The following is a 16093-nucleotide window of genomic DNA, read 5'->3' as shown; positions in this document are numbered from 1 at the left end:
GGATGGTTATCGAAACGAGGGGTGTGACGATGAAGATCAGTCAACAAACCGTGACGATCCGATTCTCCGAAATGAAGGATGCAGCTCAGCTTATGGAGCTGGACGAACTTGTATGGGACAGATATACGGCGCCTGAGCCGCTTCACTGGACTTCAAGGGAAAGCTATTTGCTGAATTGTCCGCCGGGAACTCAGCTTGTGGCTGTCTGCGGGGATGTCATCTGCGGATATGTTGGATTCTGTCCACCGACAGGACTTGAGAGCAACAGCCATGTGTATGAGCTGAATATAGCTGTACATCCTTTATATCAACGAAACGGGATTGGAAGGCGGCTCATACAAGCGGTAAAGGACTTGGCCCGGCTGGAAGGCAAGACCAAGCTCAGACTGCGGGTTCTCTCGTGTAACCCTGGAGCTATTGCCTTTTACAAAGCTTGCGGATTTCAGGAAGAAGGCCGGCTGGCTCAGGAATTTTATGTGGATGGTCGTTACGTGGACGATATTTTAATGAGTTATTTCATATCAAGATGAAATATATCCTTTATAAATATGATGAGAATAGCCCGGCATATTGCCGGGCTATTTACCAATCTAATAAAGTATAAGTATGGCACGTTTCCTTTAATCTTATATTTTTACGCGAAACGTATGCTGTGCCCGTCAGAAGACGTCAAAGCTGTTTATGCTTGGCGCTTCCCTACCTTATCTTCTTCCATTCGCTTTGAATCATGCCGTATACGGCATGATTGACAAATCCGGCTGGGAGCTTTTCTGCCTCACGAATGACGCCTTCAAGGACAAAGCCGAGTCGCTCCGGAATGGCCCGGCTGCGGCGGTTGGTCGTCGCGCAGCGGATTTCAACACGGTTCAAACCCATACGCATCAGGGCGTGGTCTGTCAAAGCTCGGCAGGCACTTGTCATGATCCCCTGTCCTTGAAACTGTTTATCCAGCCAATAACCGATACCGACAGAGCGGTTGTTCCAATCGATTTCATGATAGGATATTACACCTGCCAGCTCTTCTTTTACCCAAATGCCGGCAGAGAATCCGCCGTTATCCGCAGCCTGTTTCATGGCTGCTGTGATATAGTTGGCGCTGTGTTCCACTTCCGTGACGGAATCCACCCATGGAAGCCACTGGCGAAGACGGTCCCGTGATCGGTCTGTAAGTTCAAAGAGGGCACGGGCATGTTCAGGGGCCAGCGGCCTTAGTTCCACATGATCATCCAAGGTGTAGGTAAACATGATACAACTCCTTTGTCTTTAAGAATATGCGAAAGCACCAGATAAATCCCTAGCGTACCGTTCCCACTGGCTGCTCAAGAGCGTAAATATCGTCCTCCAAGGAGAGCATCCGCTGGGCGACTAACTGTCTGCAGTCCTCCAGGGCTTGGTTATATATGTATGGACTGATCCGGGTCATGAAAAACTCCAGCATGTTGTCCGCAGCCAGATGCCCGAGCGATGCATCGTGTTCTTCTTCAAAATAATCCTGAATTTGCTGGATGATCCTCTCACGCTCTTCTTTTGGGAATTTTATCGGCTTCATTGGTAAAACGGACCTCCTCAATGCTGTTTTCTTCCATGCTACCTTATAAAAAAGACCTAGTCAAAGCTGTTTTTGCCAGTCAGCACACGATTATTTTTACATAGAATTAAACTTTGGGAGTATAGATGGCAGGGGCAATTCTCAAGTGAGGCTGAATCTCTGCAGATTCCTTGAACAATCGCGGAGTAACAGGTATATTTAAGAGAAACACGTTTATACAGGAATAGAGAGAATAAACAGGATGAAAGGTTGATTGACGTGGAGAACCGACCAGCTACACCCTCCAATTTTATAAAAAATATTATGATCGATGACCTTGAATCGGGCAAAGTGAAAGAAGTTGTTACCCGATTTCCGCCAGAACCGAATGGCTACTTGCATATCGGTCATGCCAAGGCGATCTGGATCAATTTCACATTAGCCGATGAATTTGGCGGCAAGACGAACCTTCGTTTCGATGATACGAATCCGGTTAAGGAAGATGCGGAATATGTCAATGCCATCAAGGAGGATGTGAAATGGCTCGGTTTCGATTGGGAGCAGCTGCGGTTTGCTTCGGATTATTTTGAAGAGATGTATAATCGGGCCGTCCTTTTAATCAAGAAAGGAAAAGCGTATGTCGATGATCAATCCCCAGAGGAAATTCGCGCGAACCGCGGCACGCTGACCGAGCCTGGCAAGAATAGTCCTTATCGTGATCGAAGCGTGGAAGAGAACCTGGATTTGTTTGAACGGATGCGCGCGGGAGAGTTCGCTAACGGAGAGCGTGTTCTTCGCGCCAAGATCGATATGGCCTCACCAAATATTAACCTACGTGATCCGGTCATTTACCGTATTTCACATGCGCATCATCACAACACGGGGGATAAATGGTGTATTTACCCGATGTATGCTTTTGCACATCCGCTTGAGGATGCGATTGAGGGCATAACGCATTCGCTGTGCTCGCTGGAGTTCGAGGATCAGCGTCCATTTTATGACTGGGTTATTGCGGAATGCGAAATGCCGAACACTCCGCGCCAGTACGAATTCGGCCGTTTGAATGTGACGCAGACCGTAACGAGCAAGCGTAAGCTGAAGCAGCTTGTTGATGCGAAGGTTGTGGATGGCTGGGACGATCCGCGCATGCCGACGATTTCCGGTCTCCGCCGTCTCGGGTATACGCCAGAAGCGCTTCGAAATTTCGTATATGAGACAGGGATTTCGAAAGCTTATGGACAAGTTGATCGCCAGGTATTGGAACATTTTATTCGTGAGGATCTAAAGTTGAAGGCTCCTCGTACCATGGCTGTACTGGACCCGATCAAAGTTGTCATCACCAACTATCCGGAAGGACAAGTGGAATGGCTTGAGGCGGAGAACAACAGTGAAAATCCGGAAATGGGCGTGCGTCAAATTCCATTCTCCCGTGAAATTTATATTGAACAGGAAGACTTTATGGAGAATCCGCCGAAAAAGTATTTCCGTTTGTTCCCGGGTAACGAGGTTCGTTTGAAGCATGCATACTTTATTAAATGCAACGAGGTCATTAAGGACGAGAACGGCAAAGTGATTGAGCTTCGGTGTACCTATGATCCGGAGACCAAGAGCGGAAGTGGGTTTACAGGCCGCAAAGTAAAGGGTACGATTCACTGGGTTGAAGCGACCCAGGCTGTCCCTGCTGAATTCCGATTGTTTGAACCGCTGTTCAAGGATGAGGAGTCGGATGAGGAAGTGAAGCAGATGGTTGCAGGAGAAGCAGAATCCGAGGAAGCTGGCGATACTTCCGAGAAATCGTTCCTGGATGATGTGAATCCTAATTCATTGCAAATTGCACACGGTTTTGTGGAGCCGAATATGAAAGATGCCAAGCCACAGGATAAATTTCAGTTCTTCCGACATGGATACTTTAACGTAGATTATAAGTATTCCGAGCCGGGACGTCCGGTATTTAACCGGGTTGTATCTTTGAAAAGCTCTTTCCAGCTGCCGAAATCTTAACGAAATAAAGGCCCGAAAGCGGTCGCCTGAGGCGATTCTTTCGGGCCTTTTCTATTCTCTTTGGTGCTTGTTATTTGTCCGGGAATAACTCTTCCCCTATATTCTCATCTGCTTCATGAGCTGACGTTAATGTATATTCCTGCTTGCGCAGCATGTACCACATCCATCCGAAGCCAAGCACACCGACAAGCGCCAGCATCATACCGATCTGATACATCGTCTGAGCGCCAAAATTTTGGAACAGCCAGCCGCCGACGATGCCGCCAATAATACCGGAAATGCCGCTCCAGGAAAGAGTGTAGATAGCTTGTCCAGAAGCTCGGTACTGCTGTGGGACGAACAGCATGGTCAGCTGGGTGCCGACATAGAAATAACCGCCGAAAGTCACGAAATGAAGAGTCTGGATAAAGACGACTTCCAGTGGAGTCGTTGCTTGAGCCATCAGCAGCCAGCGCAAAGAGAAGAGCAAGCTTACAATGGTCAGACAGGCGATCATAACGTTGATCTTGCGCTTCAGGTAACGATCAAACAGCAGGAAGATGACGACTTCAAAGATAGAGGCGAAGAAAATTGCCAATCCGACCATCTGTTTGGTGCCGCCGAGATCAAGTATATATAGGGACATGAAAGTATTGTTCATCGTATTCGGAATGGATACCACAATGCCGAGCAGAATAAAGCAAACGAAATATGGATTCAGAAACAGCTTGCTAAACCCGCGCAGGTTGACTGTGGCCGAGGCTGTCGACTTCTGACTTTGCGGAAGGGACAAGGTAAACACAATCGCGATAACCATCATAATGGAAAAGACCATCGAAATCCGTCCTGATCCTAACCGATCGATGACAGGTCCGGCCACAATAGCTGTCAATGCCCAGCCAAGTGAACCCCACATACGGAAAGCGCCGAACTTTTGCTGTGTACCTTCGATATACCCTAAAATAAGTGTGTTCGTCTGAGTAAACATAGGTGTCTGGAAGAAATAAAATATAATCATCGACATATAAATCATGGCATATGTGCTCGCCTGAAATACGAACTGGACAAGCAATAAAGTCCCCATCATCATAATGAGAAGGATGCGTTTGACATTTTGGGAACGATCAGCCCAATATCCCCAAAAAGGGTTGGCAAAAACGGAGACGAAAGGCGCGATCGCCATCAGGCTGCCGATCTCCACCTTGTCCATGCCGATATCTTGTAAATATAGTTGAAAGAACCCGGTGAATATAACCATGGTTCCATAAATGAAAAAATTAAAAAGTTTTAGTGACTTCAATGATAATGATTCGTTGTTCATATCCTGCAAGTGGGTGTCATCCCTTTCAAACTAAATGCATATAGGCAGCTTATAAAAGCCGAATATCCTCTCTCAATGTATCACGCATTGAAAAGGGATACAAACCATCTTCTAAGTTTTTATCCATATAATTACTATTTTAATAGAAGTGTAATATAGGAAGGGATGATGGCTGAGAACGGCACGAAGCAGCACTATATAGAAGGGAAATTTATGACAGCATCTATTTGAGAGGAAAAGGACGACCCTAAAAAACTTCAACAAAACAGGCTGTACAGACGTGTTGCATTAGCAGAAATGATATAGGCCAGAGCGCTTACGATAGATTTCATTGAGTCATTACCCGCCGATTTGTGACATGCGCCGGCTGGTGGGGATATGGCTTTGTGCTTTCTTCTCGAGAGCCCGTGCCATTTCATGGTTTTGCGGCTTGCTGCCAAGCGCTTTTCGGAACAAGGAAGCTATAGCTTCAGGATCGTGGATCACGCGGCGAACATTCAATTCATCGGACCAGTACAGACATGCTTTAATATGTCCGTCAGCGGTTAGACGCAATCGGTTGCAGGAGTCACAAAAGTGGTCGCTGACCGGATGGATGAGTCCAAAAGTGCCTGCAGCATTTTTGATCTTCATATTGCGGGAAGGACCGTTGCCCGCAGGCCCCTGATCATCCTGGATGCTCCAGCCTGCTTCATGGCAAACTTCCATCACCTGACTGAGCGGGATGTATGTTTTGCGCCATTCGTCTGAAGCCTGCCCGATCGGCATATATTCGATAAAGCGGACGTGCAGCGGACGCTTGATCGTCAGCGCTATAAAGTCCTCGATTTCATCTTCGTTAAAGCCGTTCATCAGAACCATATTCAGCTTGATGGGATCAAGTCCGGCTTCATATGCTGCCTCGATGCCTTCAAGCACTTTTCGCACATCTCCACCCCGTGTAATCTGGGCGTAGCGTTCTTTCTGCAGCGAATCAAGGCTGATATTGATTCGGGTCAACCCTGCTTCTTTTAAAAGGCGGGCCTTAGAAGATAGAAGGAGTCCGTTTGTTGTCAGTGAAATATCTTCAATCCCCTGAATGTCTGAAATCATGGAAACCAATATCTCCAGATCTTTACGGACGAGCGGTTCACCGCCGGTCAGCCGTACTTTGGTTACGCCCATAGGTGCGAGCACTTTCAGCACAGCAGCGATCTCTTCGTAGCTCATGATCTCATCATGCGGCTGAAATACCATACCTTCCTCCGGCATGCAGTATACACAACGCAAATTACACCGATCCGTTACCGATATTCGAATATAGTCATGAATTCGTCCAAAGGAGTCCGTTAAAGGCTCAACCTTCCCATTCATAAGTATTAGCCCCCTTCCAGCTTGACATGGTCACATTGTAGCGATTGCTATAACGGGAGTCAATGGAAGGAGATAATAAATTAAATTTTGAACAATAAAAATTTCAATAAAATACAAGGATTTGTGAACTGTGTCACAGTAAACGTTTTCAACCTTCGTTATACTTTATCTAAAAGGCACATACTCTCCCCTTCAAAGCGTGCCGCCAATAGAAAGGCTGTCCATCTGCAAATAGATGGCAAGCAAGTTTTCATAATGATTTCCGAAATTTTCCGAAACTTTGGAAATCATTTTTTCATAAAATGACCCCATCCTAGAATCTTTTACGATATAATGTGAAGGATATCAACATCCAACAAAGAGATGACCATTAGGAGGTTCGACATGGAGATATCATCTGATCGAACATTGGAGGTACCTGACGTTTGTCACAGGTGGCTGGAAAATCGGGGGATGATTTATCAGCTGCTCACTGAGTTTTTAGGCCATTGGCCTACGCTATCTTTAGTTGCACATTGGAGCCGCAGCAGCGGAATCGGTAAAGCGGCGGAACTGACCTGTGGAGGTCGCGAGTTGATGCAGTATTTAACCGGCCGTTCACCAGAGGAGCTTGTTCGAATTTGCGAAAGAGAAGGAGCAGAGTACCGAAAATTACAGCAGTACTCGAAACAGAGACCGTTTGCGGAATCCAGCTATTCTTCTTATTCTTGCCGTGAACAAGATTTGTCTGATTTTTATGCTTCTGCTGGCATTGCATTTAAAAAGGTTAACGGAGAGCCTGACGATCACATTTCGATCGAGCTTGAATTTATGACGATACTGCATGATCGTATGCTGAACTGTGCTTACAGTGAGGACACGACGCTTCATCTAATAGATAGACAGATAAAATTTCTCGAAGAACACTTGCTTTCCTGGACTCCAGAGATGTGCAGAGTGCTGAGTACTATAACAACGAGTCCACTGTACTTGGCGGTTTCGAGCATGCTGGAGCAATTTTTGGAATATGACTTGTCTATGCTTCGCACCTGGAGGCAGTCTTGTCAGACGGAAGATGAGTCACTCCGTGAAGTTGTGTTGGTGTAGCGGTTCATAATAAAAAAAAGAGGGGCTGTCTTTCACAAGGTCAATTTGATCTTGGAAAGGCAGCCCTTTTCATTTACATATTAGCTGGAGTGTTCGGTTTAATCTTCTATGTGATTTTTCCGGAATTTCATCAGGAACTCGTACACAACAGGCACAACGACCAGTGTAAGCAATGTTGAACTGATCAAGCCGCCGATCACCGTGATGCCGAGTCCGCGAGAAATGATACCAGCGCTGTTTTCCCATCCAAGTACGAGTGGAATGAGAGCTCCGATCGTAGCAAATGCGGTCATCAGAATCGGACGAAGACGTGTTGCCCCGGCTTCGAGCAGCGCATCGCGGGTAGATAAGCCTTCGCGCTCTTTGTGAATAACACGGTCGATCAGTACGATCGCATTGGTTACAACGATACCGATCAGCATCAGCACACCCATAAGTGCGGATACGTCCAGTGTTACCCCTGTAATGAGCAGGGCGATAATGACACCGATGATGATGAACGGAAGCGAGAACAGAATCGCAAATGGTGCGAGCGCACCGCCGAATGTGACAACAAGAATGAAGTACACGATGGCGATAGCTGCGAGCATAGCGAGACCAAGCTGTCCAAACGTTTCATTGATCTGTTCAGTAACCCCGCCGAAGCTGACAGATACGCCTTCCGGAAGTTTCATATCATCCACTTTAGCTTGCAGATTTTTTGAGGCAGTACCGACGTCGTCAGTAATAATATCCGCATCAACGGATACGACCATCTTGCCGTCAATACGCATAATGGAATCAGGAGATGTACCTTTTTCCACCTTGGCGACATCTTTGATTGGAACCTCTATACCAAGCGGTGAAGTGACGGTTTCATTTTGGATGTCCTCGATGCTTTTATACGTTTGACTATCCGCTTCGATATACACTTTGTATGATTTATCGTCGATCTCCACTTCTGTCAATACCGGGCGTTCCCGCACCGGGCTGAGCTTCATGGCCAACTGTCCGGCAGTCAGGCCAAGCGAGCTGAGCTTCTCTTGATCAGCCACAAGCGTGTACTGTTCATACGCTTCAGACAAGCTTGTTTCCGCATTGGCAAAGTTTTCAGTATCCTCACTAATCATATTTTTGACATCTTCAGCTACAGGCTTGATTTGGTCAAGCGTATCACCGAAAACATTAACAGTCAGCTGGCTTCCGCCAAAACCGCCCATGTCCATACTGTTCCATTCGCCTTCAGGAACTTGCTTTTCGAGCCCTTCCACCAAGTCCTTCTTCACATCTTCAAAGTTTTTCGTGTCCGGGTCATACATAACGTAAAACAGTCCTGAATTGGCTGAGCCAAATCCCATTGAGTTGCTGCCGCCGATGGAATACTGCATGCTTTGGACTCCATCTTGTTCCAGAATATATTTCTCAGCTTTCAAAGCACGCTTTTCTACATCTTCCAGGCGTACACCCGGCTCAGGAGAGTAAGTAACCATCGCATATTTGTCCTCTTGCTCTGGCAGGAAGCTGACACCAACGAACTTGGCCAGGATCACGCTTCCGGCAAGAAGAACAACAGCAAGGCCAAAGATGATCAGTTTATGATTTAGAGACCACCTGAGTACAGATTGATATCCGCGGGCAAGAGCGCCCGGCTTTTCATCATGATTACGTTTGTTCTTAAGTCCACTGCGGAACATGGAATGTGCCATTGCTGGTACAAGCGTGATTGCTACAACGAGAGAGGCAAGCAGCGCGAACACCATGGTTAACGCGAATGGAATGAACAGTTCTCCAACCATGCCGCTAACAATAACCAGAGGCAGGAATACAGCGATGGTTACGATCGTTGAGGACATGATCGGTACGGACATTTCGCGAGTTGCTGCACTGATGAGCTCGCGGCCTTTTAATTTTTCGCTTGAAAGCGACAATCTCCGGTAAATGTTCTCGATAACAACAATCGAGTCATCGACCACCCGCCCGATGGCGACCGTCATGGCGCCGAGGGACATCATGTTCAGTGTGATGTCGAACTGCTGCAGGCAGAGTATCGCAATGAGCAGCGATAAAGGAATCGAGATGACCGAAATGATGGTGGAACGGATGTTGCGCAAAAAGAGCATGATAATCAATATAGCGAACAGCGCTCCATATATTGCCTTAAAGAGCATGGTATGAACGGAGTCCTCGATTGGCTTGCCCTGATCCATCATGATCGTTATATCCATGCCCGGATATAGCTCTTGCAGTTCCTCGGCTTTATCTTTAACGAGGTTTACGACTTCCACGGTATTGGCATCATTGGCTTTAATGATCTGAACACCGATGGACTCTTTGCCGTTTGTTCGGGAGATCGATTCCGCTTTACCAACGACTTCAATATCGGCGATTTCGCTCAGCTTCACCGTTGGGATGCCGAAGGATGCAGGCCCGTTTGGCATGCCTGCTCCTGCTTGAGAAGAAGCACCTGCCCCTGGTGTTTGCTGGTTTGCAGCGGATTGGCCTGCTTGTTGCCCGGCATTTCCGGCTGCTGTACTGTCAGCTCCGGAAGCCGATGGATTGTTGCCCCCAGCCTGCGGCATTCCTTCAGCGGCAGATGGAGCTCCTCCAGCGGTAGGTGCTCCGCTACCCTGAGCTTCTGTGCCGCTGCTTGGCATGACGGGAATGGCAATGTTTTTTAGATCATCGATACTGATGATGCCGCCGTCAACGGCAACGGCTTTTTGGGATTTCTCCATATCAAACAGCCCGAGCGGTGCGTATAGTGCAGAGCCCTGAACGATCCCTTTAACCGTATCTTCTGTAATGCCGAGCTCTTCCATTTTCTCGTAGTCAAATTTCAGTTGTACCTCATTGACGTATTGACCGGAAACCTGCACGGAAGCAACGCCGTTTAGATCTTCCAGCTCAGGAACGACATCGTTCTCGGTAATCCGTGTCAGATCATCAAGCGATGTTCCTTCTTCGTTCGCAATACTTAAAGATACGACCGGCATGGAATTCATGCTGAATTTGGAAATTTGAGGTTTCTTCACATCTTCCGGAAGCTGTACCTCGTTGAGTGCCTCTCGCACTGCTGCTGTAGCGTTGTCAAGGTCGGCGCCATAATCGAATTCTATGATCAGATTGGCTGCATTCTCCATGGATGTGGAAGTGACCGTCTTAACTCCGTCTACATTCCGGAGCCGCGCTTCGAGCGGCTTCGTGACATCCTGTACAACCCCTTCTGGCGCGGCTCCTGGATAAACGGCCGTAACGCTCAGAAAGGGAACGTCGATGTTAGGGATGGTCTCTTGTTTCATGGTCATCCCGCTGTACAGACCACTGATCACAATAATGATCGTCAGCAGCCAGATGGCAAATTTATTGCGCAATGAAAATTGGATTATTCCTTTCATAAGGCGATTGTTTCTCCTCTCCCCCATAAAATAAAAATATCTATTTATTTAAAAAGCTTTCCTGAACCCTTGCATCCGATGAAAGATACAGATCCAGGACGCTGCTGATTGTCGCATTCAGTTCCTCGTACAGTTCGTCCATGCCTTCAATCCCCTCAAGATTCAAGAGCATGCCTTTCAGAACGACCCGACGGGGATGAAGGGCGAGCAGTTCTTTTTCCATCAGATCGAGTGAATCCAGAGCATCACGCCTCAGTTCCGGTGCCAAGGGAAGTTCTTTCAGCGCCGTTTTCATCGATTTGATAATCACCAATGGGTGACGCGAAGAATGGAGATCCTCTGGCGGAATGTATTTCAGCCGGCTCCACGCTTCTAATGGTACAAGAGGGTCTGGGCGTCTTTTTAACAGACTCTCTGTAACGTCATCAAGGATGGCAATGAGGTGGTTGGCTAAAATATTGACATTCAGCGGTAGGCCTGGCATGAACAAAAACCGGATGTATGATCCGAGCATTCCCCCGACAAACATACCGATTTCCATCGTATAAGGCGTAATCTCATCACCATATACGGAGGCAAGCTTGTCTTTGAACCAATACAGAGCTTTGCCAATCTCCTGATGGGTACATTCATGATCAAAAGGAGCTTTGCTCGTTCTGGAATGATCATGGAATTGTTTTAGCAAAAACTCGCGAACTTCCAGGAAATGAATGAGAAGCACTTCAGCTTGTTTTCGCAGCTGTTCTTTAGGCGCGAGATGGGATTCCTGATCTACTTTAACGACCTCATCCCGAATCCGTATGGCGATATGTTCATAGATGCTTTTTTCTAATTCCTCTTTAGATTTAAAATGAAGATAAAGACTCCCTTTCGATATCCCGCATACTTCTGCAATTTCCTGCATAGAGGTGGCGGAAGATCCTTTAGTAGAAAAAAGACGCATGGCGGTTAATAAAATCTGTTTTCGTCTTTCAGCCGCTTTATCCGACAATCTGTTATTCACCTCTCTTGAGAACTATGAAGTTCTATAATTGACCCATAAGTCAGAACTAATTATATATAAAAAAAATGACCGTTACAACTTTAGCTGTAGCGGTCATTTAGTAGAGAAATGGCGAGCATGAATTATATAGAAAAATTGTATTTTAACGGGGTAGATTATGTTAATACTTTCAAGCCTACAGCAGCACAGAGAATCATGGAAATAAACAACACTCTGCGCCATTCTTTAGGTTCGCCGAACACAAACATACCTACCAGCGCGCTGCCCACCGTACCGGTCCCGGTCCAGATCGCATAGGCGGTTCCCATCGGAATCCCTGTCATAGCGTAGGAGAGCAGAGAGAAGCTTGCTGTAAAGGAGGCGATCAAAAGAGCAAGGTAGGCCAAACCTTTACGCTGGGAAACACCTTTAATGCCAATAACGCCCGAAACCTCGAAAAGTCCGGCAAATATCAATGCAGTCCAATGCATTAGTTAGCCACCTCCTTACTTTGCCCTGCTGAATCATCGGTTACGAGCTTAAGCCCGATGACACCGGATAACAGAAGGCCGATCAACGCGATTTTGACAATTGAAAACGGTTCTCCAAAAATAAGCATTTCAGTCGTGACGGTTCCGGCTGTGCCGATGCCTGTAAAGACTGCATACACCGTTCCAACCGGCAGGCGTTTAGCAGACTCGACGATAAGATAAAAGCTTATAACAATAGCAACTCCGGTACCGAGCCACTCCCAAATGGAATTGGAACGGCTTAAACCTATAACCCAGACGATCTCGATCAATCCGGCAAATAAAACGTATAACCAATTACGATTACTGTTCATGAACAGATACTCCCTTCATTCGCATTCTTGATGTTTATCTTTCCTTGGCAACGCCCGCCCAATACACGGGCCAAGCCTGTTCCAGTCTACGGAATGAACGTTCCTCGCCCCCGTACAGTATTTCAACATTAATTCCGTCCATCAGCGTCAGAAAGGCGGAGGCAGCTTGCCGGGGATGCCGTACAATTCGTCCTTTGACAGGGCATCCAGCTGCAAAAAGACGAGAAAGATGATCCTCTTGACTGTCGAGAAAAGGATAAAGGAGTCCCATAACCTCGTCATACAATGCAGTTGGAGGGAAGAAGGACATACGCAAAAAGAATTTCGCTTCATCATCGCCAAGGTACTCGTGCTGTCTACGAGTAAGAAAGCCTTTCAGCTGCTCTTCCAGAGGAAGATGTTCGTGTTCCAGGAAATAATGTTTAATCTGATGTTCTTGTTTCTGAAAGACAGTCTTCAGCACTTGCATAAACAGGTCTTCTTTGCTTGAAAAGTGCGAATATATGGAAGGCTTCTTAATACCGCAATCGTCGGCTATATTTTTGAGCGTTGCTCCTTCGTAGCCGTCTCTTGCAAAATGGGTTAACGCCGCCTGCATAATATTCACCGAAGTCATACCGCTACTCACCTCCCTAACGAACGGTCGTTAGGGTTATTTTTTCAAATTTAAATCTATATGTCAAGAGGGAAATTCAAAAAATAAGATTTAATAAACTATGGAGTTATATTGACTATCAAAGACGATAAGGCTGTGTGCGCTTGGACAGATGTTTGACAAAAATGTATAATCGATGTACTTCATTGAAAAATCGTTAAAATCGTTACCAAATATATAATGGATAGTGGTTCATTGAACGGGAGGGACGTATGGATAATCAGGACAGGCACAACGAATCTAATGGTGGTTTAAAGCCTTCAGCGAGTAATGCATTTTCGGGCAACAAGGGCATGCTTCTACCAGATGTGCCTACAGGTGAGCGTAAAACGGAACATGTCAGGCTATGTCTTGAAGAAGAAGTGAATGGCAGGGATGTGACTACGGGATTTGAGCATTACCGGTTTCGCCATGCGGCTCTCCCGGAAGTGGATTTTAATGATGTGAATCTAGCTACTTCGTTTCTCGGATTTACGACTGCAACTCCACTTCTGATCAGCTCTATGACCGGAGGCAGCAAAGTAACTGGAGAAATTAATATGCGGTTGGCCGAGGCTGCGGAGCGTAGAGGCTGGGTGCTTGGTGTCGGTTCCATTCGTGCTGCTGTCGAACGTGAAGAGCTTGCGTATACATTTCGGGTGCGGGACAAAGCGCCGAGTATTCCGGTGATTGCAAACCTGGGCGCGGTACAGCTCAATTACGGCTTCGGCCCGGACAATTGCCGGAGAGCGGTGGATATTGCCGGAGCGGACATGCTCGTACTGCATTTGAATAGTTTGCAGGAAGTGTTTCAGCCTGAAGGCAATACAAGATTCGGCGGGCTGCTGCCTAAGATCGAGGAACTGTGCCAGGTAATTGATGTTCCAGTGGGCATCAAGGAGGTTGGCTGGGGGATTGATGGAATGACGGCACGCTGCTTGTTGGATGCGGGGGCAGCGTTTATTGATGTCGCCGGAGCCGGGGGAACTTCCTGGAGTCAGGTCGAGAAGTTCCGCTGCAGCGATCCGGTTCGCCGGGCAGCAGCTGAGGCGTTCGCGGACTGGGGCAACCCGACTGCTGAATGTATAGCCGAGGTAAGAGAGGCGGCGCCGTCAGCTGTCTTGATTGGCAGCGGCGGGTTGAAAAACGGCGTAGATGCAGCCAAGGCACTGGCGATCGGCGCCGATCTGGCCGGTTTTGGCCGCGGACTGCTCGGCTCAGCTGTGTCCTCTGAGGAAGCGCTCGATCAGAAGCTGGCTCAGGTTGAACTGGAACTGCGTACGGCGATGTTCGGAATTGGNTATAAGGGACAGATGTATAGCCGAGGTAAGAGAGGCGGCGCCGTCAGCTGTCTTGATTGGCAGCGGCGGGTTGAAAAACGGCGTAGATGCAGCCAAGGCACTGGCGATCGGCGCCGATCTGGCCGGTTTTGGCCGCGGACTGCTCGGCTCAGCTGTGTCCTCTGAGGAAGCGCTCGATCAGAAGCTGGCTCAGGTTGAACTGGAACTGCGTACGGCGATGTTCGGAATTGGAGCAGGCAATATATCCGAGCTGAAGAAGACGAATCGTCTCGTAAAACGCAGCTGACTTGAATTCTTTCATTCCGTATTCTTACGCGAAATATAAGCTTTGCCTCATAAAAAAGGCAAAGCTGTTTACGCTTGTTTCAACAAAAGGCTTGATCTGATATAATTAGTAGGATTGTTTAGAGAAACCCATAAGGAGTTGTCACATAAATGGCTTTAAAAGCGGGAATCGTCGGTCTGCCGAACGTCGGCAAATCCACATTATTTAACGCAATTACACAGGCGGGAGCGGAATCGGCGAACTATCCGTTTTGTACCATTGACCCCAATGTTGGTGTCGTGGAAGTGCCGGACGAGCGTCTCGACAAGCTGACCGAGCTGGTAGAGCCGAACAAGACGGTGCCGACCGCATTTGAATTCGTCGATATTGCAGGTTTGGTCCGTGGCGCAAGTAAAGGAGAGGGACTCGGGAACAAGTTCCTTGCCCATATTCGTGAAGTGGATGCGATCGTGCATGTCGTAAGATGTTTCGAAGATGAGAACATTACACACGTGGACGGTAAGGTGAACCCGGTCAGCGACATTCAGACGATTAACCTGGAGCTAATTCTGGCTGACCTTGAAAGTGTAGAGAAGCGAATTGAGCGTGCGAAGAAGAATATGAAGAGCGGCAATAAACAGTTTGCTCAGGAAGTTGAGCTGCTAGAGCGCTTGAAAGAAGTGCTGTACAATGATCAGCCTGCCCGCAGCATGGAGCTTAGTGACGATGAGAAGCTGATCCTTCGTGATTTGCATCTGTTGACATTGAAGCCGGTTCTGTATGCCGCGAACGTGAGTGAAGACGGCGTAGCCGATGCAGACAATAATCCGTATGTGCAACAAGTAAGAGAGTTTGCTGCAGCCGAGAACGCCGCTGTTGTTCCGATCAGCGCGAAAGTGGAAGCGGAAATTGCCGAGCTTGAAGGCGAAGACAAGGCGATGTTCCTGGAGGAACTGGGCCTGGAGGAATCTGGCCTCAACCGTCTGATTAAGGCTGCGTACAGTCTGCTTGGACTCTATACGTATTTTACGGCTGGTGTTCAAGAGGTTCGTGCCTGGACGATTCGCAAAGGAATGAAGGCGCCGCAGGCGGCAGGTGTCATTCACAGTGACTTTGAACGCGGGTTTATTCGTGCAGAAGTCGTTTCCTACGATGACCTTGTGGCAGCAGGATCGATGAATACGGCAAAAGAGCGCGGTCAGCTGCGTCTGGAAGGTAAAGAATACGTCGTTCAAGACGGCGACGTGATGCACTTCCGTTTTAATGTGTAAGCAGCTGTTATGATAACAAAGTAAAGACAGGGGTCTCTTCGTTTGTAAACTGCATCCCATATGTTGGGATGGTCAGCCATTTAAGGTGCAGTTCACTTGCAGAGACGCCTGTTTTTTGTAAATAATAAAAAGTTCGAGTTTTTCCCGGTAGTGT

Annotated in this window: 13 protein-coding genes and 2 pseudogenes; 6 read left to right on the top strand and 9 right to left on the bottom strand. The window is 47.5% G+C overall.

The features are described from left to right. Positions 1–29 precede the first annotated feature (29 nt). Positions 30–530 (top strand): GNAT family N-acetyltransferase, encoded by a 501-nt coding sequence (locus tag C8268_RS08790; RefSeq protein ID WP_106769886.1) that lies wholly within the window; start codon positions 30–32, stop codon positions 528–530. A 166-nt stretch (positions 531–696) separates the two neighbouring features. On the opposite strand, the gene C8268_RS08785 is transcribed toward C8268_RS08790, so the two are convergent. Next, positions 697–1245 carry a GNAT family N-acetyltransferase gene (locus C8268_RS08785; RefSeq protein ID WP_106767312.1) on the bottom strand — a complete coding sequence of 183 codons (549 nt, stop codon included), beginning with the start codon at positions 1243–1245 and terminating at the stop codon, positions 697–699. Positions 1246–1294: 49 nt separating this feature from the next. Next, positions 1295–1549 (bottom strand): DUF2164 domain-containing protein, encoded by a 255-nt coding sequence (locus C8268_RS08780; protein WP_106767311.1) that lies wholly within the window; start codon positions 1547–1549, stop codon positions 1295–1297. A 303-nt stretch (positions 1550–1852) separates the two neighbouring features. Between C8268_RS08780 and C8268_RS08775 the strand changes: the two genes are divergently transcribed. Continuing rightward, complete coding sequence (locus C8268_RS08775; protein WP_234032966.1) at positions 1853–3529, top strand: glutamine--tRNA ligase/YqeY domain fusion protein; 1677 nt, start codon at positions 1853–1855, stop codon at positions 3527–3529. A gap of 70 nt (positions 3530–3599) precedes the next feature. On the opposite strand, the gene C8268_RS08770 is transcribed toward C8268_RS08775, so the two are convergent. Both C8268_RS08770 and moaA read right to left on the bottom strand, forming a co-directional pair. After that, entirely contained in the window at positions 3600–4838 is a 1239-nt protein-coding gene (locus tag C8268_RS08770; protein WP_420094237.1) for an MFS transporter, read from the bottom strand. A 330-nt stretch (positions 4839–5168) separates the two neighbouring features. Beyond that, the gene (moaA, locus tag C8268_RS08765) at positions 5169–6182 is read right to left on the bottom strand and encodes a GTP 3',8-cyclase MoaA (RefSeq protein ID WP_106767309.1); all 1014 of its coding nucleotides are present in this window, start codon (positions 6180–6182) and stop codon (positions 5169–5171) included. Between the two features lie 384 nt (positions 6183–6566). Here moaA and C8268_RS08760 point away from each other — a divergent pair, with 384 nt between their 5' ends. Beyond that, the gene (locus tag C8268_RS08760; protein ID WP_106767308.1) at positions 6567–7268 is read left to right on the top strand and encodes a TorD/DmsD family molecular chaperone; all 702 of its coding nucleotides are present in this window, start codon (positions 6567–6569) and stop codon (positions 7266–7268) included. A gap of 98 nt (positions 7269–7366) precedes the next feature. Here the strand turns inward: C8268_RS08760 and C8268_RS08755 are convergent, their stop codons facing one another. The 5 genes from C8268_RS08755 to C8268_RS08735 all read right to left on the bottom strand — a co-directional run bounded on the left by C8268_RS08755 (position 7367) and on the right by C8268_RS08735 (position 13084). After that, positions 7367–10642 (bottom strand): efflux RND transporter permease subunit, encoded by a 3276-nt coding sequence (locus tag C8268_RS08755; protein ID WP_106767307.1) that lies wholly within the window; start codon positions 10640–10642, stop codon positions 7367–7369. A gap of 40 nt (positions 10643–10682) precedes the next feature. Continuing rightward, positions 10683–11633 (bottom strand): TetR/AcrR family transcriptional regulator, encoded by a 951-nt coding sequence (locus C8268_RS08750; RefSeq protein ID WP_106767306.1) that lies wholly within the window; start codon positions 11631–11633, stop codon positions 10683–10685. 167 nt (positions 11634–11800) lie between these two features. Continuing rightward, the gene (locus tag C8268_RS08745) at positions 11801–12115 is read right to left on the bottom strand and encodes a DMT family transporter (RefSeq protein ID WP_106767305.1); all 315 of its coding nucleotides are present in this window, start codon (positions 12113–12115) and stop codon (positions 11801–11803) included. Then, positions 12115–12468 carry a DMT family transporter gene (locus C8268_RS08740; RefSeq protein ID WP_106767304.1) on the bottom strand — a complete coding sequence of 118 codons (354 nt, stop codon included), beginning with the start codon at positions 12466–12468 and terminating at the stop codon, positions 12115–12117. The genes C8268_RS08745 and C8268_RS08740 overlap by 1 nt, the downstream gene beginning before the upstream one ends. A gap of 34 nt (positions 12469–12502) precedes the next feature. Then, entirely contained in the window at positions 12503–13084 is a 582-nt protein-coding gene (locus C8268_RS08735; protein ID WP_106767303.1) for a TetR/AcrR family transcriptional regulator, read from the bottom strand. A 251-nt stretch (positions 13085–13335) separates the two neighbouring features. On the opposite strand from C8268_RS08735, the pseudogene fni reads away from it, so the two are divergent. The 3 genes and pseudogenes from fni to ychF form a co-directional block, all read left to right on the top strand. Further along, positions 13336–14400: pseudogene (gene fni / locus C8268_RS08730) on the top strand (type 2 isopentenyl-diphosphate Delta-isomerase); the annotation flags it as partial. 16 nt (positions 14401–14416) lie between these two features. Beyond that, a pseudogene (locus C8268_RS08725) lies at positions 14417–14689 on the top strand (alpha-hydroxy-acid oxidizing protein); the annotation flags it as partial. 149 nt (positions 14690–14838) lie between these two features. After that, positions 14839–15939 carry a redox-regulated ATPase YchF gene (gene ychF, locus C8268_RS08720; protein ID WP_106767302.1) on the top strand — a complete coding sequence of 367 codons (1101 nt, stop codon included), beginning with the start codon at positions 14839–14841 and terminating at the stop codon, positions 15937–15939. The last annotated feature ends 154 nt before the right edge of the window (positions 15940–16093 follow it).

Source organism: Paenibacillus faecalis (genome assembly GCF_900289175.1).
Lineage (GTDB): Bacteria > Bacillota > Bacilli > Paenibacillales > Paenibacillaceae > Paenibacillus_AQ > Paenibacillus_AQ faecalis.
Note: the sequence above shows the minus strand (reverse complement) of the source record. Positions and strands in the feature narration are given on the sequence as shown.